We start from the raw sequence: 21,905 nt of genomic DNA on the forward strand, positions 1-21,905 counted from the left end.
GGTACTATCCTGTCTGCCCGTTAACGGCATTATCACCGGCTAAACCGGATTACACTCTCAAACCGGGGTCAAACTTGTTCGACGTTGCGCTTCTGTCTGTGCCTCTCATGGCGGCGGTAGTTGGTTGGCTGACCAACTGGCTCGCCATCCAGATGTCTTTCTATCCGGTTCAGTTTATCGGCGTGGGTCTGGTCGGCTGGCAGGGGGTTATTCCCCGCAAGGCCGAGAAAATGGCACACATCTGCATCGACAGAACCCTCCAGCAGTTTGGTGATCTGAATGCTGTCTACCAGAAGCTTGAACCCCAGCGCATCGTTGAACAGGTCATCTCCCAGGTGACGCCCCGGATGGACGAATACATCGATGAAGTCATGTACGAGATCCAGCCCGTGCTCTGGGATAACCTGCCCCTGTTCCTGAAGAATCGTATTTACCAATGGGCCCGGGAACAATTGCCTTCCCGGGTTGAAGAGCTGGTTGAGGATTTCGGGGATGATCTGGATGAGCTGGTTGATCTCAAGGCTCTGCTCAGCCGGGAACTTGAAAAACACCCGGATATGATGAACCGGATCTTCAAGCAGGCCGGTGCGGTAGAGCTACAGTCTGTCATCAACCGGGGCGCGATTATTGGTGGCATCCTCGGGGCTCTTCTTGTGCCTTTATGGACCCGCTATCCAGAGCCCTGGCTTCTGCCGCTCGGCGGCTTCGTAATTGGTTTTGTGACCAACTGGATTGCCATCAACCTCATTTTTGCACCGCTCGAACCCCGGCGAGTGCTGTTCTGGAAGATCCAGGGGCTGTTTCTTCGCAGGCAGCCGGAAATCAGCGATGTCTGGGCAAAGCTGGTGGCGGAGGAGTTGATCACCGTGGAGAAAGTTGCCGACGCCATGATCAACGGCAGCCACGGAGACAGAACCCGGGCGATCATCCAGAAACACCTGCGACCATTGCTGGATAATTCTGTGATCATGAAGCTGACCGCCCAGGTGACTGTCGGCATGACAGGCTACACTGAGCTGAAGAAAGCCATGAACCAGAAAGCGGTACTGGCGACCCGGGATGTGTTCAGTGACCCGGCATTCAACCGTGAGCGTGCGCCCGTGGTAGCCGAGGTGCTATCCGGCCAGATGAAAGCGCTCAAGCCTGATGAATTTCAGGACATTCTTCGCCCGGCGTTCCGGGAGGAGGAGGTTCAGTTAATGATCGTTGGTGGTCTTTTCGGGGCTCTGGCGGGGCTGCTTCAGTTCCTGTCCCTTAATCATCTGAATTTCTAGGCGGAGTGCGTCTGGTTATAGCCCTGGCGCACAAGGAGGAAAGCCATGCCTTTGTGGGCATCAATAACTGTTCAGGTTCTGGCAACCATTGGTGCGGTGTTTCTCACCCTTTGGGGGTTCTGGTACCTCGTTGTTCGCCCTTATCTGGATGGAAAGGTCGCTGAGCTTGTCGAGGCCAGTCGGGACATCGAGCCAGCCGTTACCCGTGGCGTGAAAAAAGGGGTTGCCGACACCTTTCGGGAGTTGCCGGAAAGTGCGTTAGACGGCACTGTGAAGGAATCTACTCGTCAGTTCCTGAAGTTCGGGTCGGGGCTCTTCGAAAACGGCCTGAGCAGCTTTCTCGGCACTGCCGCGGACCTCGAGAGACACAAGCGGCAGAACGCGGGTAAAAATCCGGAAGGCTCTACAGACAGTTAGTGGGGCGAGGCAGCCCGGCAATCCGGCAGGCGGTTTTTGCGGGGGTGCCGGGAAACAGTTGCATCAGGTAGATGCTGTTGCCCTTGTCTTCACCCAAGGCCTCTCTGACCGCCTTTACAAACAACCGGTTCGACGGTGGTGATATCTCATGCTCTTTATAAAAAGAGCGGAGGAACCAGATGATTTCCCAATGGTTTTTGCTTAACTCAATGTCGTCCTCGGCGGCAATGCCTGTCGCGACCGCCTCCGTCCAGGCCTCAGCGTCCTCAAGGAATCCTTCGTTGTTTCGTTTCGGCATGGTGTCACCGGCCATAATTTACCAACTGATTACCCGTTGAGCCTGCAACGAAAGCGACACCATTTCCGCGAAGCCCACCGCTTCGGCATTGCCGGTCATCCCTCCGAGCCCACGGGCATCGACATCCGGTGAGAGCACGAACACCTTGTGGGTGACTGGCTTTTTCTGTGTGGAAAGCAGAAGTACACCGTTACCTGTCAGCAAAAGTGCATCTTCAGGCGACACTGTGGCCAGGCACCGGGAGGCTCGCGGGTGCTCGGGTGATTTGTTGAGAATGTGCAGCGTATGGATGGCAGTCATCTGGGCTAACCTGCGAAAGCGGTGTGATCGAAATCCTTGAGAAGCGCGGCGTCGGCATCGACCAGGGTTACACCCTTGAGAAGCGAACTCTCATTCAGTCCGTAGGTGATGCATGCGGCCCGATCGGCAAGTATTGCTTCGATTCCGAATATCGGTGCCGCTGACAGGTTCTTTTCCACCGACTTCTGACCAACGCCTCCAGCCTCCTGAGACGGTCTAAGCCAGTTTACACCAGCCCCCGCAAAAAGAAGCGTGGCCGGCTGATCAAAGGCCGCGAGCGAAAAGGCCATGTCCAATGCTTCACGCCCGGTCCAGGCGCCATAGGGTGGCTGGTCAATCATGATCAGTGTGCTCACGGTCAGTCTCCGGCGTGAAAATAGAGCGTTCGGGTGGACTTCATCCTGCCTTCGACCCATTCGCCGAGCCCCGCGATTTCAAACGGCGCGCGCAGGTTTGCGGCTGGCAACTCATAGCGTTTTTGCTCTGCCTGGTTTACCAGGCCACGACGTAGCGCTGAGGCGATACAGGCTACCCCGGGAATGCTGTGCTCGCTCAGAAACCGCGACCATTCTTCGGGCCAGTCGGTCTCGTCCGAAGGTGGTGCGCACAGCACCGATGCCAGGTGTACGCCGTCGCCGTAGAGAAAGACCCGGTCAATACGATGACCGGCGTCCACTACAGCCCTTGCGAACCCCAAGGCGGTCTGGGGGGCCTGGGAAGCGTAGGGGGCGCCAGTGATTACCAGGGTAAAGGTTCCAGAAGCAGTATCAGCCATTCGTCCGTTTCGTTCTCAGTCAAGCATGGAAAGACTTTCAGTTTACCGAAAGCAAAAACCCCGGCAACTGCCGGGGTTCTCAAACAGCTTCTCACGCTATGTATCAGTCTTCGCCGCTGAACGCAGAGAGCAGGTGCAGCAGGCTGACGAACAGGTTGTAGATGGAGACATACAGACCGACGGTGGCAATCACGTAGTTGCGCTCGCCGCCCTTGATGATCTGGCTGGTCTCAAACAGGATCATGATGGACGCAAAGATCGTGAAGCCGGCGGAGACCGCCAGGTGCAGCGCAGAGCTTTCCATCAGGAAGGCCAGGAGCATCGCGCCAATCAGCACAAACGCACCCGCGGTCAGGAAGCTGGACATGAAGCTGAAGTCTTTCTTGGTGATGATCGCCGTGGCAGACAGGCCGACAAAGGCGACAGCCGTCAGCGTCAGTGCCTGGGCAACGATTTGTGAGGCTCCTGCAGCTACGAACGCACCGATGATCGGGCCCAGGGTATAACCCATGAAGCCGGTCAGTGCGAAGGTGGTCACGATGCCCCAGGGGCTGTTTTTCAGCTTATAGGTCGCGAACAGCAGGCCAATGTAGCCCACGATGGTGATCAGGAAACCCGGATGGGTTCCGTTCATGTTCAGGAATGCTGTGAGCGCCGAGAAGGCGAGGGTCATGCCTAGCAGCATGTAGGTGTTGCGCAACACCTTCATGGCATCATCGCTGATGCCTGTAGTCGCGCGCTCTGTCTGGGGAGTCGAATAGGCTCCCTGAGAGTTCTGAACGCCGAATCGTCTGTCTTCCATTGTCATCTCCGTTTATAACGACTGGATACTGTGTCCCATAATAGTGTCAGATACGCAACTTTCAATCATTTACGACAGGAAACCGCCTCCCGGATTCCATTAAAAACCGTTAATGTTGAAAAATGCGGCGGGTTTTATGCAGAGCGTTGACAGCACAGGCAATTCCGGTATCATGCACACCGCTGTCGCAACGGCAGCAATGGAAAAACGGTGGGCTGGCAGAGTGGCTGAATGCAGCGGTCTTGAAAACCGCCGAAGGTTAGTAGCCTTCCCGGGGTTCGAATCCCTGGCCCACCGCCATTTTTCCTCTGACTCCGCTTCTTCCTGAACACTGCTTCTCTACCAAAACGACTCATTCCTCCTGAATCTCCGTGGTAATCCCTACTTGGTTTAGCGCTAGCTTACCCTCATTATCAGAGTATCGATTTTTTGAGGGCTTGCTATGACAGACTTTCAGCACACTCCGTCACCCGACTCCATTTCGCCCGAACGCAGGAATCGGAAGTTCTCCGTGTCCGCCAATCGGGGCAAGGCCAGCCACAAAGTGCGTTACGTGGAGGCCGGCGGTGCGGCAGTCGATACGGAGGAGTGCACCTTCTGTCAGTCTGTACCAGATCTTTCAGGGGATACGCAGGCAAAGGAGAAAGACCGGAGCCGCTGATGCCGCCCCGGTTCCGGGTTATGGACGGGTCAGAGATTCCGGCCCGGATAGATTAATTCTTTCTGCTCATCGGCTCTTTGCTGGCGTGCGGCCAGGGCCTCGGGCTCGTTCTTCGGCACCTGCCAGCCTTCCAGGTTTGCTTCGATCAACTGCACCAGAGCCTCGATATGCCCGGGCGTGGCGTTCAGAGCGGTGATATAACTGAAGCCCTCGCCACCAGCCTCCATGAAATACTCCCGGTTTTCCTCGTCGATTTCCTCAATGGTTTCCAGGCAGTCTGATGAGAAGCCGGGGCAGAATACGTCGATAGATTTCACGCCTTTGCCCGGGAGGGATTTCAGGGTTTCATCCGTGTAGGGCTTCAGCCACTCTTCCTTGCCAAAGCGGGACTGGAAGGTCGTCATGTAGTCTTCTTTGCTCAGGCCAAGCCTCTCTGCCAGTAGCCGGGACGTCTTGTGGCATTCACAATGGTACGGGTCGCCCTTGGTCAGATACTTCAGAGGCACACCATGGTAGGACAGAACCAGCTTCTGGTTGCGTCCGTGATTGGACCAGTGAGCTTCAATATGGCGCGCCATGGCTTCAATGTATGGCGGATAATCCGGGTAGTGGGAAACAAACCGGAAATCCGGCAACCAGCGACGTTTGGTGAAATCCTTGGCAATCGCGTCGAAGGTAGAGGCGGAAGTAGACGCGGAGTATTGGGGATACAGAGGCAGAACCAGCAGTTTCCGCACGCCCTGTTCCTGCATTTCATCCAGTACTCGGGAAATCGAGGGGTTGCCGTACCGCATGGCAAACCCGACCACTACGTTGGGGCCATATTTGCGCTTGAGCGCCTCACGGATGCCCTCTGCCTGCTTGGCGGTATGAAGTAGCAGGGGAGAGCCTTCCGGCTGCCAGACGCTGGAGTAGGCCTCTGCACTGCGCTTGGGGCGAATTCGAAGAATGACCCCGTGCAGGATTAACCACCATAGCGGACGGGGCAGCTCCACCACCCTTGGATCCGAGAGAAATTCAGCCAGATAACGACGGAGCGCAGAGGTCGTGGGCGCGTCCGGGGTGCCAAGGTTGGTTACCAGCACGCCCAATCGGTCAGGCTGGTTGTGGCTGAAATTCTCTGAACCTTTGTATTGCATAGGGTGGATCCTGAACGTTGGTTAGGCGATTGGTCTGTCAGCCTTTATCGGAGGCTTGCTGTGCCATCCGGGGCGCAAGGCCGGAAATGTCGTAACCGGCGCCGCGGGCCTTGGTAAATATTTCATCGGCTGAGGTGTTTCGTGCTGCGCTCAGGGCCCACAGTACGGTACAGCGAGTTCCGGAACGGCAGAATGCCAGTACGGGCTTTTCAGCATCCCGGATCATTGGCGCAAACCGGTTTACGTCCTCATCGGTGATATTTCCGGATTCGACCGGCATATACACCCACTCCAGCCCCTGTTCCCGTGCGGCTGCTTCAATATCCGCCATTGCCGGCTGGCCTGGCTCTTCGTGATCGGGACGGTTTGCCACCAGTGTCTTGAAGCCCAGTTTTGCGGCCTCAGCGACGTCTTCAACGGAAATCTGGGGAGCTACTGAAATGTTGTCGTCAATCTTTCTGATGTCCATGGAATATCGTCTCCGGATGGGATAGTGGAGCTGCCGCCATGATGGCACAGGCACTGGGCTGTGTCAGAGTGGCGACAGCAAGTTAACAGAAAATACTTACGCTTTCGCACGGTTGCGTTCGATTAGCTCGAAAATGGCCATGCCGGCGACCATGGCCGCCACAAATACCGCTGCCTTGACTTCTCCTGCGCCGAGGGCGACCAGCCCTGGTCCGGGGCAGAAACCTGCAATGCCCCAGCCGACACCAAACATGAGCCCGCCAAGCACCAGTCGCTTGTCGATGTGGGTACTGGACGGCAACTTCATGTCGAAGCCGAGAAACGAAAGCGTGCGCTTGCGAGCGATGGCAAAGGCAAACACACCCACCATGATGGCGCCACCCATAACGAAGGCCAGTGACGGATCCCAGAGGCCGGCAATGTCGAGAAAACCGAGCACTTTTTCGGGATTCGCCATGCCGGAAACGATCAGGCCAAATCCGAATACAAGTCCTGCGAACAGGGATGCGAGAGAGAACTTCATGGCATCAGACTCCCAGCAAATGACGGATGATGTAGACAGTGACAAACCCCGCGGCCATAAAGCTCAGGGTTGCCGCCAAGGACCGGATTGAAAGCCTGGAAAGGCCGCACACGCCGTGACCACTGGTGCAGCCAGAACCATAACGGGTACCGATGCCAACGAGCAGCCCGGCGATGATCAGTGCCGGGTAGCCGGCCTCGATTTCAATGGCTGGCAGCTCTGTGGCCGTTAACCAGACCAATGGTGCGCCGATCAGGCCGCCCAGGAAAGCCACTCGCCAGGCAATATCGCCTTTTGCCGGCGCAAGAAGGCCGCCCAGGATACCGCTGATGCCCGCGATGCGCCCGTTCAGAAGCAGGAAGCTGGCAGCAGCAATACCTACCAGGATGCCACCCGCCAGCGCTGACCAGGGGGTGAAGTTATTCCACGCGATTTCTATCATCTGATACTCCGAATGTTACGACGGTCTATTTTGGAATAAGCATATACCTTGGGGCAATAATACCAAAAAAAAGCCCGGCAAAGGATGCCGGGCAGAGGCGTGCGAGTAGTATCCATGAAAGACTTCCAGACAAACCGGCATCAGCAGGGACGCCGGTATTGGGAAGTATTGACCATATTTTGAACACTTCAAGCGAGAGTCACTTTCGTTTGAAAACATTTTTTCATATCGGATACGCCTTTATACTGCGGCCTGTCACTGTGCGGTTTTCAGGCTGACTGAAATCCGGCCAAACCTGTAATACAATAGGGCCTTAAAAGAAATATCCGCACCCCCGAGGTTGTTACATGTCTGAAGAGAACGACAATAAGCCGGAGAATGATCCGCAACTGGCGGCAAAAATCAAGGATTCTGCCCGTCAGATCTGGTTGGCAGGCCTGGGAGCCTACACCAAAGCCGAAGAGGATACCGGCCGGTTCTTCGATCGTCTCGTTCAGGAAGGTGAACAACTGGAGAACAAAACCCGGGGCGTTGTGGAAAAACAGATCAGATCTGTTGAGGACCGTGTTGAAGGCGTTCGCGAACGGGCGACTGGAACCTGGGACAGGCTGGAACACATGTTCGATGAGCGGGTGTCGGGGGCACTCAGGCGGCTCGGTATCCACCGCCGTGAAGAAATCGAGTCTCTGGAACGTCGTATTGAAGCACTCGAGTCGGAACTGGCCCGTATGCGCCATCGTGCTGACGACGAAGAAGAATAGGGTCCGGCCTCAGAGATAGTCCCGGCTCATCAGCCGGGCTTCTTCCCGATCATCGGGTGCCAGATAGGGAAGGATCAGATGCATCATCTGGTAAACGCCACGTCCGGGGTCCACGGATTCCCGATCGTGCAGGTGAGAGAGAGTATCAAAAGCGCTCCAGTAACAAGCAGTTAGGGTCAGCTGTTCACACAGAGACTCAAGTTCTTCCGTTTCGATCACCATAATTCCCTGGCGCCGGAAGCTTTCGCAGATAGTGCGAAAAGCGAGCATTTTCTTCTTCTGGATTCGCTTGAACCGTACTTGCAACTGATCGTACCGGGACAATACGTTCACCAGGTCCTGGTACAGAAACCGGTAACGGGCAACTGTCTCGAACAGCAAATGCAGGAAGAACCCCTGCTGGTCCAGGCTGATGTCAGCGTCCTCCGGAACCGCCAGGAGATCCACCATGTCGTGCTCGTACTGGTCGAAAAGCTCCTCGACAATATCGCCCTTGCTCTTGAAGTGGTAGTAGAGGTTGCCCGGGCTGATATCCAATTCATCGGAAATCAGCAGGGTGGTCACGTTGGGCTCGCCGACGCTGTTGAACAGCGACAGGCTGGTCTGAAGGATGCGGTCGCGGGTTTTGATTTTTTTCATGTCGCGCCGGGCCGGTCCCTAGAGCTCGAAGCTCGCCCAGACCGGACAATGGTCGGACGGCCGTTCCATGGCGCGAATATCGTAGGAGACGCCAGCTTCCCGTGCTTTGGGTAGCAGGCTGTCACTGGCCATGATCAGGTCAATTCTAAGGCCACGCCTGGGTTCCCGCTCAAAGCCCTTGCTGCGGTAGTCAAACCAGCTGAAGGTGTCTGACTCGTCCGGGTGCAGGTGCCTGAACACATCGGTGTAACCCCGGGCTTCCACCTGGCCAAGCCACTCCCGCTCCTCCGGAAGGAAAGAGCATTTGCCGGATCGCAGCCAGCGCTTGGCGTTGTCGGCGCCGATACCAATGTCCTTGTCCGTTGGCGAGATGTTCATGTCACCCATAACCACCACATGGCCGCCGGCTTGCCTGAGCTCGTCCAGGTAGCGCATCAGATCGGCGTAGAACTTTTCCTTGGCAGGAAATTTCACCGGATGGTCACGGCTTTCGCCCTGGGGGAAGTAGCCGTTTACCACCGTGAGTTTTTCACCGTTGATCGTAAAATGCCCGGTGATCAGCCGACGCTGGGAATCCTCACCGTCCCAGGGGTAGCCTTTGACAACCTTTTCCGGCTCCGCCTTCGAGAGCAGGGCTACCCCGTAGTGGGTTTTCTGACCGTGGAAATGCACGTGATAGCCAAGCTCGCGGACCGCCTCGACCGGAAAGTCGTCGTCCTGAACCTTGGTTTCCTGAAGGCCGATAAAATCCGGAGCGAAGGCCTCGATGACGGCCTCAAGCTGGTGCAGACGGGTTCGGATACTGTTGACGTTGAAAGACACAAACATCATTTCGAAATACTCTCCGGCGTTGGTTCCCGCCGGAGTTTAACACACTGGGCCCCAGGGTCTGCCTTGGCAGGGGCGACAGTTTCAGGGGGTCAGTTCACAATCCGGATAGGTATCCACGGAATAGCGGATATGGGCGGTGTGGTTTTCGTCCTGATTTTTACGGATGTTGGTGAGGCCCAGGTAGTCAGAGAGGGCTCCGGTGTCACTGTATCCCAGTACAATCGGGTCCACCAGAAATCTCAGTACCATGCCCGTAGGGCGTATCTGGACCACGTGGTCGGCCTCGACCCGTTCGTTCTCTGCCGGTTCCAGTACAAAACCATAGTGTTCGCCCCGGGTGGGTCCGAGAAAACGGAATTCAACGGACTCGCCTGCAACAACGCTCTTCCAGTTCTGGCGAACGAAGTTATCGAATCCTGCGTCCACCACCGTGTTGGAGGGATATTCCACATCGAACTGCTCTGATTCACCGTCAGGCTTGTCCCAGTTTATAACGAGGGTTTCCGCTTCGGGATAATCAATCTTCATCGTTTCATTGAACGTCGGCTGCGAGAAATTGACGATTGGCCGGAGTACGGAGGCATCGTATTCAAGCTCTTTTCGGGCGAAGGAATCATCGCCATCCGGCTTGTGATAGGCAACCTGGTGTCCTTGCGGACGAAACACGCCGTCCTCACAGGTGCCGTCGACCGAATGACGCTCCTCGTAGAGCTTATCGCCTTCTTTGGTGGTGGCCGTGCCGGTAAAGCGATAATCCCCGGCCATGACAGGCAGAGTCGCGGCCATCAGCATGAGGGAAAGCGTCCAGTTTGCGTTGGTCATCGCACCAGCTCCGGGTAAAGCGTTTTGCGGGCATACAAGAGCAAGGGGAATACAACCAGCCAGCCAAACGCGAGGGCAATCAGCGAGGGCATCAATTCCGGCAGCTCCACTGCACCGAGTTTGCTCGCAGACCAGTAGGCGAAGGGGCCGGCGAAGGGCGCAAGCACGAACGGCAGCCACGCCTTTTTGCTGATCCAGTCCAGGGAATGACTCAGGGTCGTCATGAAAATGGCCCAGATAGCCACCAGCCAAGGTGGCGTCAGCATCACCTGGCCGGAACCGTCGTCCAGGATGCCGGTACGGAACCAGATGCCGTCCAGCACCGAGCCGACCACGGTTCCAAGGCCGATGAACTGAAGTTCGGTCATGCGGTTCTGGCTAACCAGCACGAAATGCAGGACAAGAAACACCACCACAATCCCTGCACCGATCAGGCCCGGATAAAACACGCAGGCAAACCAGCCTGCCTGGAACAGGAGGAAGTTGAGTACGTTACGGGTGGTTTCCGACGCTATCATACGCTAAGGATGTTCCCACGCTTGTTGCCGGGCTTGGCGAACACCAACTGCGCCACGCCGATGGCGCGCTCGCTGAAACCCGCCTCACAATAGGCAAAGTAGAAGTGCCAAAGTCGGCGGAACGCCTCGTCGTAACCCATGGACTCCAACCGGTCGCGCTGGGCCATGAAACGGTCACACCAGTCATGAAGCGTGCGGGCATAGTGAAACCCGGTGTCTTCGGCGTGGGTCAGGACCATGTTGCTCTCCTTGCGAACCGACTCCAGAATCGCACCGAAGGAGGGTATAAAGCTGCCCGGGAAGATAAACCGCTGGATAAAATCCACGTTCTTCAGGGCCCGCTGATAACGCTGCTCCGGCATGTTGATAGCCTGTACCAGAGCCAGGCCATCGGGCTTCAGAAGGGCGTTGATCTGGGAAAAATAGCTGTCCAGGAACTGCGGGCCAACGGCTTCGATCATCTCAATGGAGACCAGCTTGTCGAACTGGCCCTCAAGATCCCGGTAATCGTCGAACAGGAGGGTGATCCGGTCTTCCAGGCCTTCCTTCTGAACCCGCTCTTTCGCCAGCTCCAGTTGTTCTCTGGAAATGGTCGTGGTGGTCACGTGGCAGCCAAAATGTTTGGCAGCGTGGAGCGCAAACCCGCCCCAGCCGGTACCGATTTCGATCACCTTGTCACCGGGTTGGAGATCGAGTTTGCGGCAGATGGTGTCCAGCTTGTGCACTGCCGCCTCTTCCAGGGTCGACTCTGCGCTTGGGTAAATGGCCGAGGAATACATCATGGTCGGGTCGAGAAAAGTCTCGAAAAGGTCGTTGCCCAGATCGTAATGGGCACTGATGTTCTTCCGGGACCCTTCTTTGGTGTTCCGGTTCAGCCAGTGCAAACCCTTCAGTGCCGGCTTGGTCACCCAGCTGAATCGGTCTTCAAACTCGTTCATGCGGTCGACGTTACGGGTAAAGAACCGAAGGAGGGCAACCAGATCAGGCGTCGACCAGTCTCCGGCCACATAGGCTTCAGCGGCGCCGACGCTTCCGCCGGTCAGCAGGTCCCGCCAGGTGCTGTGATCATGAACAATCAGTTCGGCAGGCTGGTATTGGCTGTTGCCGTCTCCGAATACGAGGTCTTCAAACCCGGATTCCTTGACCGTCAGCTGGCCCTCGCCCAGTAACCGGAGCTGCTGAATTACCAGGGCCCTCGCAACCCGGCTGAGCGCAGGCAGGCTGCCAGAGCCGGATGAGGTGTTTTCAACCGAAGTATTCAGGTTCTCCATGAGCTTACCCTTCCACGAATCTTGTCATTGGTCTCGGAACTGGTGACATCCAGCCCGGAATCATCGTGCCCACGGCGGTAGGCGCTGTCGTCTTCGGGAAGTTTGTCCGGGTGGCTGTAGAACGGTGCACCCTTGAGCTTGAGCCGCAAGGCATGCCAGTAAATACCTGCCACAACCTTGAAAGCCTCAAGTGGAAACTTTCGAAGACTTCTGTGGACATCTTTACGAGTGAGAGGGGTGCGTTGGACTACCAGCGTGGCATCAAAATGTTTGCGGCCTTCCTCCAGAACATTCATGTGAATTCTCAACTCCGGGCCCCGGAAACTGAACGTCCACTCGTAATGCTGGTGCATACCGTTGAAAGGCGATACATGAAACCGCTTGCTGAAGCCGAACTGTTCGGTTCGCCAGCCTGCCTGGTTAGGTTCCGCCCCTGCGGTTTCCAGGCAGTAGGCATGCCGATCGTGCCACGGTGTGTTGGTGATCTGGGCAACGATGACCCGGGGAACCGCGCCATCAGCGGGGCAGTCCCCGGCCCGGTAACAAAAATAGAAGCTGACCGGATTGAACACGTAACCAAAGTAGCGGGGGTGAGTGATCAGCTCAACTTCGCCGTCCGGCCGCCAGCCTGTGGCCTCGGCGACGTGATCTCTGACGGCATCCGAGAGGTCTCCGGTGTCCGGACGGAAGTAATCCTTGCGCTTCAGGGACATCCAGTTGAAGCGCTCCAGAGAAAACAGGGGGCTGACGTTGGCAACCTGGCCCCACTCATCGGTATCCAGGGCCAGCATGCCGGTGCTGTAGCTGAATTCATGTTGCACCGGGTACTTCCGTCTGTGCCGGACAGTACCCTCCAGCCATTGGCTGTTCATGATCAAAGCTCCACCCCGAAGGCCCGGGTTACCCGCAGCGCACTGCGAACACCGTCTTCGTGGAATCCGTTAAACCAGTAGGCGCCGCAGTAGTGGGTGCGATTCTGGTTGCCGATTTCATCGTAGCGCTCCTGGGCGGCTACTGCGTCCAGGGTGAACACCGGGTGAGCGTATTCAAAGCGCTTGATCACCTTGCCCGGATCGATATCGCGACTGCGATTGAGGGTTACGCAGAAGGTTTCCGGGGCATCGTGGAAGTTCTGCAGAATGTTCATGTTGTAGGTCACGGAGACAGGCTCCGTGCTGTGTGTAGGAATGAAATAGTTCCACGCAGCCCAGGCGCGGCGGTTGTCCGGCAACACACTGCTGTCAGTATGAAGTACCACATCGTTGTTCTGGTAAGCCATGGCGCCAAGGATGTCCCGCTCCTTGTCGGTCGGGTCCCCGAGCATGGCCAGGGCCTGGTCACTGTGGCACGCGAAAATCACCTGATCGAAGTGATGGTCCTGTCCTTTCACCGAGACGGTCACGCCGTCGCCATCCCTTAGCACCCTGTCGACAGGGCTGTTCAGATGGGTGGCATCACCGAGGCGCTCCATCATTCTGGTCACATACTGCGCTGAGCCGCCGGAAATCACTCGCCAGGTGGGACGGTCGTCAACGGACAGCATGCCGTGGTTGTTGAAGAACTGAAGGAAGAAACGGATCGGGAACTGCTCCAGAATAATCTCCGGTGCCGACCAGATAGCTGCGCCCATGGGCACGATATAGTAATTCCGGAAATAACGGGAATACCCGTTCCGGTTCAGGTATTCGCCGAGCGTTTCCTCATTGTTGATGTTACCCGCCTCAAGGTCAGCCCGGGTTTCCTTGTTGAAACGCAGAATCTCCCGGACCATTTTCAGGAAAGGGAGGTTGATCAGGTTCCGCCGCTGGGCGAAGAGGGTGTTAAGACTGGTGCCGTTGTACTGCAGACCGGTGCTGTTGCAGTCAACACTGAAGCTCATATCACTGACTTCCGAGGCAACACCAAGCCGATCCATCAATTTGATGAAATTGGGGTAGGTCCAGTCATTGAAGACAATAAACCCGGTATTAACCGGCCAGGTTCGGCCACCGGCTTCAACCTGCTCGGTATTGGTGTGACCGCCGGCGTAATCACCGGCTTCGAAAACCTGAACCTCGTGTTTCTCGGCCAAAAGCCAGGCAGCGGTAAGACCGGATACGCCGGCCCCAATGACAGCAATTCGCTGACGCTCACTACTCATCCATTGTTTTCCTGTTCGGTGTTGCTTTTACGGGCCATGGCAGCCGACATGCGGTCTATCAGAGGCCGGGGAAGGGCGCCCAGTGCTTTCAGCATCCAGGTAAACCGCTTGGGGAAGGCAATCTCGTTATGTCCACGGGCCAGGCCGCTGACAATCCGTTCCGCCGCGTCCTCGGCGGAGACCAGAAACGGCATTGGGAAATCGTTGCGGTCGGTCAGAGGGGTCTTCACAAAGCCCGGTGAAACCACAACGACGTCGATACCTTCGGCGGCAAGATCCGCCCTGAGGGCGTGTGCAAAGTAGGTCAGGGCGGCCTTTGAGGCACCATAACCTTCTGCCCGGCCAAAGGGAAACCACCAGGCCGAGGAACTGACGATCACCAGAGTGGCCGGCCGGCCTTTCGCCCGGCTGCGACGCAGGGCGGGCAGGGCGATATCCAGGCAGCGTGCCGTACCAATCACGTTGGTATGAATATTCTTTTCGATCACATCGCTGCTGTAGCGGGCAATCTCGAGATATTCACAGGTGCCGGCGTTGAGAATCACCATGTTCAGGTCGCCGTGATGCTCCAGAGAGCCGGCAATTGCCTGAAGCTCCTCTTTACTGGTGGTGTCTGCCGCGGCGGGAATGATCCGCCCCGGGGCAGCGGAGGCAAGCTCATCAAGCGCTTCCTGCCGTCGGCCGGTAATGACGAGCCGGTGACCGCCCCTGGCCAGGGCCCGGGTTACGGATTCGCCAATGCCGGAGCTGGCGCCGGTAATCCAGATATTCGAGGTTTCCTGAAGTCGATCACTCATCCTGCCTGATCCTTGATCCAGCGAATGACCCTGCCAACCACCGGCAGGTTTTCGTAGAGCATTTCCCCTGCATCAAAGTAATCGCGGTGGTAGCACACCATACCGTCCCGGATTTCCAGGTGGCTGATACCCTGAACCTGAATTTCCCGGCCTTTACGAATGCGCTTGTGCCGAAGGTGCATCACCCAGGGAACCGCCGCAAACTCACCCTGAACGACGGCTTCTCCAAACTCGAATCGGCAGGAGATCACGTTGGCGTAGGCCCCTGCAAAATAGCGGGTAAGCTCATCCAGGCCATGAACCATGCCCAGCGGGTCCTGGAACCGGATGTCCTCACTGTACACCCGGGAAAGTTTGTTCAGGTTGCCCTTGTCGAGCTCGTTGAACAGTGCCCGAAAGTGGTCGAGCGTTGCCGGCACCGCCGAGTTGCGCGTGCCTACTTCAATTTTTGAGGCGGTTGTCATTGCCTTTTCCTCCTCATTCTATCCAGCTCGCGTGTTTCATCCTGAATATGCTGGGGTATGGGGTTAAGTTCCCAGATGATGCCCAGCTTCGACATCAGCCATAGGCCATACCAGGTCATGTCAATTTCATACCACCGGAAACCCTGGCGCACAGACTGTGGCCAACGATGATGGTTGTTATGCCAGCCCTCACCCAGGGTGATCAGAGCCAGCCAGAAGTTATTCCGGCTGTCATCCGAGGTCTCGAACCGACGTTTGCCCCAGACGTGAGACAGAGAATTGATCGACACCGTCGCGTGGAACAGAACCACCGTAGAGATAAAGAAGCCCCACACCAGCAACTGCAGTCCGTTGGTGCCCAGGCCCGGTGCCCAGACAGCCAGGGCCTCACCGAGGGCGTAGATGCCAACCGCAGCCAGCGCTGGTACCAGCGAGTCAAAGCGGTTGATCAACCTGAGCTCGGGGAATTTGAGCCAGTCCCGGATCCGGCGCTCATCCGTTGCGAAGCCGGCGTCACAGGTAAACCACCCCATGTGCGACCACCAGAACCCGCCCTGATGGGGCGAGTGCAGATCCTGCTCGTCATCAGAGTGCTGATGATGATGCCGGTGGTGCGCAGCCCACCACAGTGGCCCCCGCTGGGCAGCGCTGGCGCCGAGAACGGCGAACACGAATTGGGCTGGCCGACTGGTCTTGAAGGTCTTGTGGGCGAAATAGCGGTGGTAGAATCCGGTGATCGCGAACATGCGGACAAGGAAGAACGCCAGCGCGAACCCTATTGCAAACGCACTTACTCCGGTATAGAAGGCCAGAAGACAGGCCAGATGGAGCGCTATGAACGGAATCACACGTAAAAAGTTGAACGATCTGGATGTGGTGTCAATGTGATCCGAACCTGCTTCGGAATCGAACCATCTCAGAATGTTTGTAAGCCAATGCTGCACTCGGGTCATACCCTGATTGCCCTTTCTCTTTAATGGAATCTTGATCGCACGCTCAGCCCGGTGGCTGAACCTTTTTGATGTAGGGTTGTACGATCTCACTACCGGAATTGGATGCACGATAAACCATGTTTAATCAAACCTTTTATCCGCCTGTTATACGCCGTATCGCAATCGTTGGTTCAGGGCTGACGGGCCTGACAGCCGCGATTGAACTGAAGCGGCACGGCCATGACGTTACCGTGTTCGAAAAAAGCCGCGGCCCCGGTGGCCGGCTTGCTGCAAAGCGGGTGACGGGCGGGTCGGCCGATGTGGGCGCCCAGTATTTCACTTCCCGGAACCCGAATTTTCTCCCTTTTCTTGATAAATTCGCCGGTAGCGACAGTTTCGCACCCTGGGAAGGACGGTTCGGGTTCCAGACCGCCACCGGAGAATGGGAGCCATTTCCCTCGGAAACCCGCTTCGTGGGCACGCCGCGCATGACCGCCATTACCCGGGCGTTGTCTGCCCATGTCCGGGTTGTTAGTGAAACCCGGGTTGGCACATTGGCCCGAAACGACCAATACTGGGCCCTTCATGACACCGCCGGAAACCCGCTCGGAGACTTTGATCAGGTGATCATTACCGCGCCCCCGGCACAGGCGTGGGATTTGCTGGCGGACAGTGGGCTTGATGAGTTGGCCTCGCACCTTGATGACCCTGTTACCCGCGTTTTGCCCTGCTGGGCGGTGGCCGCCCATTTCGCGGTATCGCCGTGGCCACACCATGAAGGCATGCGTTGCCAGCATCCAGCGCTGTTCTGGGTGGCCAATAACTCCAGCAAGCCAGGTCGGGACGACGAGGGCCAATGGTGGGTTCTGCACGCCAGTCCCGGCTGGACGGAAGAGCATGTGGATACACCTGCGGAAGAAGTTGCCGAGAGACTCCTGGCCGCTTTTCAGGAACTGACAGGTTTTAATGCGGGGCCGGATGAAGTTGTCACCCATCGCTGGCTTTATGCCCGCTCCGAAGGCGGCGAACAGCCAGGCCATCTTTGGTTCCCGGATGACGGGCTGGGCCTTGCCGGCGACTGGCTCAGCGGTGGCCGGGTTGAGGGCGCTTTCGACAGCGCCTGCGGACTGGTGGCGGAAATAACCGGCTCGGCCGCTACTCAGTGAGGGAGGCCTGGCTCCCGGTAGTGACATCCGGGCGGGTATAGAAATGGGTGATGGTGCCGTCACTGAATTTGCTGAAGAAGGCGCTGACATCAGTGATCTTTTTTAGCGACCGGGTGCGGTGGATGGGCTCACGAACCAGCACCTTGATACCGTTGAAGTTGTCCTGGATGTTTGAGAAACGGGCGCGCATTGAACAGGTCACTACCCGGGCCGGGTTCAGTGCGAGCTCGCCGGCGAGCCATGCGCTATGCCGCTCTATCCCTCTGGCCGAAAGGTCTTCCCGGGTATCCAGGTGATTCAGCTTTACCCGGTTTACGATGCAGAAAGAGAAGCTCTTCGGATGCTTGCGGGCCACTTTGCGGAACGCTTCCCAGAAAAAATTGTCGGTAAGCTCTGCAAAGTAAGTCATATCGCTCAGGCAGGTATCCACCCACTCAAAATTCCCGGGGTCGTCCAGAACCTCGTTAATGGCTTCCCGCAGCAGCCAGTCAAAGCCAAGCGCGGTTTTGTGGGCATACACCTTCCGGTACATCTGATGGCGGCTGTAGACAAAGTCCTCGAGCGCGCCCAGCCCCTTTTGCGTAATGGCCAGACCCAGCCAGGGTTCTGACACATCCCAACCGAAACGCAGGTTGCTCAGCAGGTGGTCCAGGTTGAAGCCACCGATGGTCACCGAAGAATGGAAGCCGTCACGCAGCATGTAATCAGCGCGGTCGGCATCGATTTCCCCGGATACAATCGACGACAGCAGGTCCATCACCAGGCCCGGAATGTTGTCGCTCAGGGGCGAGCCGGCGGCGGCATCTTCACCGGCGATAAAAGCCCAGAAGGTTCGCGCGTGGCGGCAGAAGGTCTCGCTGGGTTTTACCTGAGTCGTCTCCATGATTCCGATGACATCCCGGGCGTGGAGTCCGGCACTTTCCAGATCTACCGCCATCAATACGTCGTGGGCGACGCGCACGGAATAATGTTCGTGTTCCAGTTCATCGGGCTCTTCCGGGTGGTAAACCGAGTAATCCACGCCCCGCCACAGGTCCCGGAACCTGCCAGGGCGTGACATCAGTTCACGGATACGGCGAGCCTGGGTGAACTGATGGGAAAAGCTGGAATGGCCGCTGTCATGGAGCAGGCAGCCCAGCCGGATGGTCTTTGCCAGGTAGTCGATGGCATCGAGCTGGCTCAGGCTCAGGTCCGTCTGCTCACTGAGCTGGCGTTCCCGGAGGTAGGCATCAATCATCGAGCGGAACATCCGGGTGCCCACGTGCATCACGCCGATGCTGTGCAGGAACCGGGAGTGGGTTGCTCCGGGAAAGACCAGGCTCAGGATGTCGTTCTGGCAGATATTCCGCAGGCGCTGGAACAGCGGATGGTCAATCACCTGTATTTCATGCCGGTAAAGTGGAATACCTCCGTGAACCGGATCCATGATCAGCTTGTCATAGGCTCCGAGAAGATCATTAACGGCACGTCGCATCAGATGGAATCTCCCAATTTCATTAAACTGGCCTTGTTATATCACAGGGGCGTGCCAGAATAGGCTTAATCAAGCCAATTTATCGTTTACCGCTGGTAGTTTAGGGCAGTCGCCATGACCTCGCGCACCGAGCGCATACTGATAATAGATGCCAATGAAAAGGCCCGCACGGATCTCGCCCGCTACCTGGAAGCGAGGGGGTTTTACGTAACCGGCTATCCAGACCTTGCCGGTGCAAAGGCCCTGTTCGACGATAACATCCCTGACGTCATCTTTGCAGATCTGTCTCCCGAGGCCATTCGGGACCTTGCCAGTCGCCTGGAAGAGGCGGAAACATTCACGCCGATTGTCGCCTGCTCGACCAGTGAATCCAGTGCCGATGTGGTGAGCGCTCTGCGGGCCGGAGCGGCGGATTTTGTCCTGAAACCCTGCAACGACGACAAAGGCGCATTGGATGATGTTATCGGAAAACTGTTTGACCGGGTCCGGGTCAACCGTCTGAACCAGCTCTACCGGCAGGAACTGGAAGAAGCCAACCGGGACCTGCGAGACGGCATTGCAGAGCTTCGGGCAGACCAGCGTGCCGGCCGTAAAGTCCAGTTACGAATGCTGCCCGAACACGAGCAGGTCATGAGCGGCCTTCAGGTTGACCATCTGATCAAACCGTCTCTGTATCTGAGCGGTGACTTTCTGGATTATTTCCGGATTTCCGATGACAAGGTTCTGGTGTACATCGCCGATGTGTCCGGCCATGGCGCCAGCTCCGCGTTCGTGACCGTCCTGCTCAAGAACCTCACCAACCGGCTGCAGCGCAATCTTCGCCGTGGTTCCAGTGAAGACATCCTGTACCCGGACCGCTTCCTGGAGCGCATAAACTCGGAACTCCTTGATACTGGCCTCGGTAAACACGTAACCGTATTTGTTGGCATCATTTCCCTGAGCGAACGTAAATTAAACTATGCGGTAGGGGCGCACTTCCCGATGCCCATTCTTTCGTTCGAGGGCGGGGAAACGGCGTTCCTGGAGGGTAGTGGTTTGCCAGTGGGTCTGTTCGAGACCCCGGAGTGGGAGGTCTACGAAGTACCACTGAACAAACCGTTTCATCTGACCCTGTTTTCAGATGGAATTCTTGAGGTTATCCGGGAAAAAAGTCTGGATGAAAAGGAGCGTACCCTACTTGAACTCGTGTCGGGAGGTCGTCACACTATCGCAGCGCTTAACGAGGCTCTGAATCTCGACCAGATCACAGAGCTGCCGGACGATATCGCTATTGTCTCGGTAACTGATACCATAGACGAATCAGACAACACCTCGTCGAATTAGTGGCAGTGTGAAACATGGCTGGTTACAAGATCCTGCAAGCTGAAAAACAGGGCATTTATGTCCTGAAGTTTATTGGGGAAATCCGGCTGAACCTCTGTTCGACGCTGGACAATCTGGTTGAGTCCATCACCCAGGACCCCCAGTTCAAGACCGTGGTGATCGATCTGACCGAAACCGAGATTATCGACAGCACAACGCTTGGTCTGCTGGCCAAGATAGCCATGGCGGCCCAGAAGCAGAGCCATTTCCTGCCCACGCTGATTTCGACCAATCCTGATATTACCCGCATTATCACTTCCATGGGATTCGACAAGATTTTTATCATTGTCCGGGAGCCCGCGTCCCGTATCGAAGAGCTTGAAGAAATCCCCGTGCTCAGGGCCAGCGAACAGCAGGTTAGGGACAAGGTTCTCGACGCCCACAAGGTGCTGATGGGCCTGAACAGCCGAAACAGGGAAGAGTTCAAGAACCTGGTGCGCGCTCTGGAATGTGAAGAGCCCGGCTAACGTCTTTCGCCAGTTGCGCGCGGCAAAGCCGGTTTCACACCTGATCTGACAGAAACGGAAGAACTATGTCTGAACAAACGACGCCTCGGGATAATGAGGCAAGCGGACCGGTGCATGATGTGGCGGTTCTCGGCGGCGGCAGTTTTGGTACTGCCATGGCCAAGGTCCTGGGCGAAAACGGCCATCGTGTGCACTTCTGGATGCGAGGTGAGGCTCAGGCCAACGAAATCCGCACCAGCCGGATCAACAGCCGCTATATGCCGGGTATTGAACTGACCGGCGATATTCAGCCAACCACCGACCTTGCGGACGCTGTCAGCAAGGCGGAAATCGTGTTTGTGGCTATCCCCAGCAAGGCATTTCGGGCCGTTATCCGCGAGAACTCCGACAAATTTCGCGATGACCAGATTGTTATCAGCCTGACCAAAGGTATCGAAGAACACGGCTTCAAACTGATGAGCGAGATTCTCCAGGAGGAGATTCCCCGCTGCCGGATTGGTGTGCTCAGCGGTCCTAACCTGGCGGGTGAAATCGTCAACCGGGATCTCACCGCCACGGTGATTGCCGCAAAGGATCCCGATGTTCGTCGCTCCGTCCAGGATCTCCTTGGCTGCGAGTATTTCCGCGTCTATGCCAACGTGGATGTTTATGGGGTTGAGCTCGCGGGCGCCCTTAAGAACATCTACGCGATTGTCGCCGGCCTTGCCTCCGCCCTGGAGATGGGAGAGAACGCCAAGGCCATGCTGATTACCCGGGGGCTCGCTGAAATGAGCCGGTTTGCGGTCAGTCTGGGTGCCAACCCGATGACCTTCATGGGTCTGGCGGGGGTTGGCGACCTGATCGTAACCTGCACCTCTTCGAAGAGCCGCAACTTCCGGGTGGGTTACGCGGTTGGGCAGGGGCAGCAGTTGGACGACGCGGTCGCTGAACTGGGGCAGGTGGCCGAAGGGATCTACACCCTGAAGCTGGTCAAGGAAAAGGCCGAAGCCATCGGTATCTACATGCCGCTGGTCCGGGGCCTGTATGAGATACTCTACGGCACGGCCTCCATCAAAGCAGTCATCAACAGCCTGATGATGTCGGTCCAGAATTCCGACGTAGAATTCATTTTGCCGCGGACCATCAGCCAGTAACCCGTAAACGGCCGGGGCGGCAGAAAAGG

General features: G+C 56.9%; 28 protein-coding genes and 1 tRNA gene. 9 read left to right on the forward strand and 20 right to left on the reverse strand.

Annotated elements, in window-relative coordinates:
• Positions 1–74: 74 nt before the first annotated feature.
• Together ACESMK_RS10710 and ACESMK_RS10715 are read left to right on the forward strand one after the other, a co-directional pair.
• Positions 75–1,274 (forward strand): DUF445 domain-containing protein, encoded by a 1,200-nt coding sequence (locus ACESMK_RS10710; protein ID WP_372998058.1) that lies wholly within the window; start codon positions 75–77, stop codon positions 1,272–1,274.
• A 45-nt stretch (positions 1,275–1,319) separates the two neighbouring features.
• The gene (locus ACESMK_RS10715; RefSeq protein ID WP_372998060.1) at positions 1,320–1,691 is read left to right on the forward strand and encodes a hypothetical protein; all 372 of its coding nucleotides are present in this window, start codon (positions 1,320–1,322) and stop codon (positions 1,689–1,691) included.
• Here ACESMK_RS10715 and ACESMK_RS10720 read toward each other — a convergent pair.
• The 5 genes from ACESMK_RS10720 to ACESMK_RS10740 form a co-directional block, all read right to left on the reverse strand.
• Positions 1,678–1,989, reverse strand: coding sequence for a TusE/DsrC/DsvC family sulfur relay protein (locus ACESMK_RS10720; RefSeq protein ID WP_372998061.1), 312 nt, complete (start codon positions 1,987–1,989; stop codon positions 1,678–1,680). The two genes, ACESMK_RS10715 and ACESMK_RS10720, sit on opposite strands and share 14 nt — an antisense overlap.
• 18 nt (positions 1,990–2,007) lie before the next feature.
• Positions 2,008–2,289, reverse strand: a complete 282-nt coding sequence (gene tusB / locus ACESMK_RS10725) for a sulfurtransferase complex subunit TusB (protein WP_372998063.1) — start codon at positions 2,287–2,289, stop codon at positions 2,008–2,010.
• Positions 2,290–2,294: 5 nt separating this feature from the next.
• Complete coding sequence (locus ACESMK_RS10730) at positions 2,295–2,645, reverse strand: DsrE family protein (protein ID WP_372998065.1); 351 nt, start codon at positions 2,643–2,645, stop codon at positions 2,295–2,297.
• A gap of 2 nt (positions 2,646–2,647) precedes the next feature.
• Positions 2,648–3,064, reverse strand: coding sequence for a sulfurtransferase complex subunit TusD (gene tusD / locus ACESMK_RS10735; protein WP_372998067.1), 417 nt, complete (start codon positions 3,062–3,064; stop codon positions 2,648–2,650).
• Positions 3,065–3,167: 103 nt separating this feature from the next.
• Positions 3,168–3,866: a Bax inhibitor-1/YccA family protein gene (locus ACESMK_RS10740; protein ID WP_069183578.1), complete on the reverse strand. Its 699-nt coding sequence runs from the start codon at positions 3,864–3,866 to the stop codon at positions 3,168–3,170.
• A gap of 209 nt (positions 3,867–4,075) precedes the next feature.
• Between ACESMK_RS10740 and ACESMK_RS10745 the strand changes: the two genes are divergently transcribed.
• Positions 4,076–4,166 (forward strand) — tRNA-Ser (locus ACESMK_RS10745).
• Between the two features lie 142 nt (positions 4,167–4,308).
• Positions 4,309–4,527 (forward strand): hypothetical protein, encoded by a 219-nt coding sequence (locus tag ACESMK_RS10750; RefSeq protein ID WP_372998069.1) that lies wholly within the window; start codon positions 4,309–4,311, stop codon positions 4,525–4,527.
• Positions 4,528–4,556: 29 nt separating this feature from the next.
• Here the strand turns inward: ACESMK_RS10750 and hemH are convergent, their stop codons facing one another.
• The 4 genes from hemH to ACESMK_RS10770 all read right to left on the reverse strand — a co-directional run bounded on the left by hemH (position 4,557) and on the right by ACESMK_RS10770 (position 7,099).
• A complete protein-coding gene (gene hemH, locus ACESMK_RS10755; RefSeq protein ID WP_372998071.1) occupies positions 4,557–5,666 on the reverse strand; it encodes a ferrochelatase in 1,110 nt (369 codons plus the stop codon).
• A gap of 37 nt (positions 5,667–5,703) precedes the next feature.
• Positions 5,704–6,135, reverse strand: a complete 432-nt coding sequence (locus ACESMK_RS10760; protein ID WP_372998073.1) for a TIGR01244 family sulfur transferase — start codon at positions 6,133–6,135, stop codon at positions 5,704–5,706.
• Between the two features lie 96 nt (positions 6,136–6,231).
• Positions 6,232–6,657, reverse strand: coding sequence for a DUF6691 family protein (locus tag ACESMK_RS10765; protein ID WP_372998075.1), 426 nt, complete (start codon positions 6,655–6,657; stop codon positions 6,232–6,234).
• Positions 6,658–6,661: 4 nt separating this feature from the next.
• Positions 6,662–7,099, reverse strand: a complete 438-nt coding sequence (locus ACESMK_RS10770; RefSeq protein WP_372998077.1) for a YeeE/YedE family protein — start codon at positions 7,097–7,099, stop codon at positions 6,662–6,664.
• 347 nt (positions 7,100–7,446) lie between these two features.
• Between ACESMK_RS10770 and ACESMK_RS10775 the strand changes: the two genes are divergently transcribed.
• Positions 7,447–7,860: a phasin family protein gene (locus ACESMK_RS10775; RefSeq protein WP_372998079.1), complete on the forward strand. Its 414-nt coding sequence runs from the start codon at positions 7,447–7,449 to the stop codon at positions 7,858–7,860.
• A 9-nt stretch (positions 7,861–7,869) separates the two neighbouring features.
• On the opposite strand, the gene ACESMK_RS10780 is transcribed toward ACESMK_RS10775, so the two are convergent.
• The 10 genes from ACESMK_RS10780 to ACESMK_RS10825 all read right to left on the reverse strand — a co-directional run bounded on the left by ACESMK_RS10780 (position 7,870) and on the right by ACESMK_RS10825 (position 16,295).
• Entirely contained in the window at positions 7,870–8,499 is a 630-nt protein-coding gene (locus ACESMK_RS10780) for a TetR/AcrR family transcriptional regulator (protein ID WP_372998081.1), read from the reverse strand.
• An 18-nt stretch (positions 8,500–8,517) separates the two neighbouring features.
• Entirely contained in the window at positions 8,518–9,330 is an 813-nt protein-coding gene (xthA, locus tag ACESMK_RS10785; protein WP_372998083.1) for an exodeoxyribonuclease III, read from the reverse strand.
• Positions 9,331–9,411: 81 nt separating this feature from the next.
• Complete coding sequence (locus tag ACESMK_RS10790; protein ID WP_372998085.1) at positions 9,412–10,152, reverse strand: hypothetical protein; 741 nt, start codon at positions 10,150–10,152, stop codon at positions 9,412–9,414.
• Positions 10,149–10,670, reverse strand: coding sequence for a DUF2878 domain-containing protein (locus ACESMK_RS10795; protein WP_372998088.1), 522 nt, complete (start codon positions 10,668–10,670; stop codon positions 10,149–10,151). The genes ACESMK_RS10790 and ACESMK_RS10795 overlap by 4 nt, the downstream gene beginning before the upstream one ends.
• On the reverse strand, positions 10,667–11,941 hold the full coding sequence (locus tag ACESMK_RS10800; protein WP_372998091.1) for a class I SAM-dependent methyltransferase: 1,275 nt from the start codon (positions 11,939–11,941) through the stop codon (positions 10,667–10,669). The genes ACESMK_RS10795 and ACESMK_RS10800 overlap by 4 nt, the downstream gene beginning before the upstream one ends.
• A complete protein-coding gene (locus ACESMK_RS10805; RefSeq protein WP_372998094.1) occupies positions 11,929–12,813 on the reverse strand; it encodes a DUF1365 domain-containing protein in 885 nt (294 codons plus the stop codon). The genes ACESMK_RS10800 and ACESMK_RS10805 overlap by 13 nt, the downstream gene beginning before the upstream one ends.
• 2 nt (positions 12,814–12,815) lie before the next feature.
• The gene (locus tag ACESMK_RS10810; RefSeq protein ID WP_372998096.1) at positions 12,816–14,081 is read right to left on the reverse strand and encodes an NAD(P)/FAD-dependent oxidoreductase; all 1,266 of its coding nucleotides are present in this window, start codon (positions 14,079–14,081) and stop codon (positions 12,816–12,818) included.
• Positions 14,078–14,878 (reverse strand): SDR family NAD(P)-dependent oxidoreductase, encoded by an 801-nt coding sequence (locus ACESMK_RS10815; protein WP_372998099.1) that lies wholly within the window; start codon positions 14,876–14,878, stop codon positions 14,078–14,080. Before ACESMK_RS10815 ends, ACESMK_RS10810 begins: the two co-directional genes overlap by 4 nt.
• Positions 14,875–15,342 carry a nuclear transport factor 2 family protein gene (locus ACESMK_RS10820; RefSeq protein WP_372998102.1) on the reverse strand — a complete coding sequence of 156 codons (468 nt, stop codon included), beginning with the start codon at positions 15,340–15,342 and terminating at the stop codon, positions 14,875–14,877. Before ACESMK_RS10820 ends, ACESMK_RS10815 begins: the two co-directional genes overlap by 4 nt.
• Positions 15,339–16,295 carry an acyl-CoA desaturase gene (locus ACESMK_RS10825; RefSeq protein WP_372998105.1) on the reverse strand — a complete coding sequence of 319 codons (957 nt, stop codon included), beginning with the start codon at positions 16,293–16,295 and terminating at the stop codon, positions 15,339–15,341. The genes ACESMK_RS10820 and ACESMK_RS10825 overlap by 4 nt, the downstream gene beginning before the upstream one ends.
• Positions 16,296–16,411: 116 nt before the next feature.
• Between ACESMK_RS10825 and ACESMK_RS10830 the strand changes: the two genes are divergently transcribed.
• Positions 16,412–17,440 carry an NAD(P)/FAD-dependent oxidoreductase gene (locus ACESMK_RS10830; protein WP_372998108.1) on the forward strand — a complete coding sequence of 343 codons (1,029 nt, stop codon included), beginning with the start codon at positions 16,412–16,414 and terminating at the stop codon, positions 17,438–17,440.
• Here ACESMK_RS10830 and ACESMK_RS10835 read toward each other — a convergent pair.
• Positions 17,430–18,914 carry an HD domain-containing protein gene (locus tag ACESMK_RS10835; protein ID WP_372998111.1) on the reverse strand — a complete coding sequence of 495 codons (1,485 nt, stop codon included), beginning with the start codon at positions 18,912–18,914 and terminating at the stop codon, positions 17,430–17,432. The two genes, ACESMK_RS10830 and ACESMK_RS10835, sit on opposite strands and share 11 nt — an antisense overlap.
• 114 nt (positions 18,915–19,028) lie before the next feature.
• Here ACESMK_RS10835 and ACESMK_RS10840 point away from each other — a divergent pair, with 114 nt between their 5' ends.
• The 3 genes from ACESMK_RS10840 to ACESMK_RS10850 all read left to right on the forward strand — a co-directional run bounded on the left by ACESMK_RS10840 (position 19,029) and on the right by ACESMK_RS10850 (position 21,876).
• Positions 19,029–20,237, forward strand: coding sequence for a PP2C family protein-serine/threonine phosphatase (locus tag ACESMK_RS10840; RefSeq protein ID WP_372998114.1), 1,209 nt, complete (start codon positions 19,029–19,031; stop codon positions 20,235–20,237).
• 14 nt (positions 20,238–20,251) lie between these two features.
• On the forward strand, positions 20,252–20,743 hold the full coding sequence (locus ACESMK_RS10845; RefSeq protein WP_372998117.1) for an STAS domain-containing protein: 492 nt from the start codon (positions 20,252–20,254) through the stop codon (positions 20,741–20,743).
• 65 nt (positions 20,744–20,808) lie between these two features.
• Entirely contained in the window at positions 20,809–21,876 is a 1,068-nt protein-coding gene (locus tag ACESMK_RS10850) for an NAD(P)H-dependent glycerol-3-phosphate dehydrogenase (RefSeq protein WP_372998120.1), read from the forward strand.
• Positions 21,877–21,905: the final 29 nt, after the last annotated feature.

This window comes from Marinobacter sp. (assembly GCF_041687235.1).
Taxonomy (GTDB): Bacteria; Pseudomonadota; Gammaproteobacteria; order Pseudomonadales; family Oleiphilaceae; genus Marinobacter.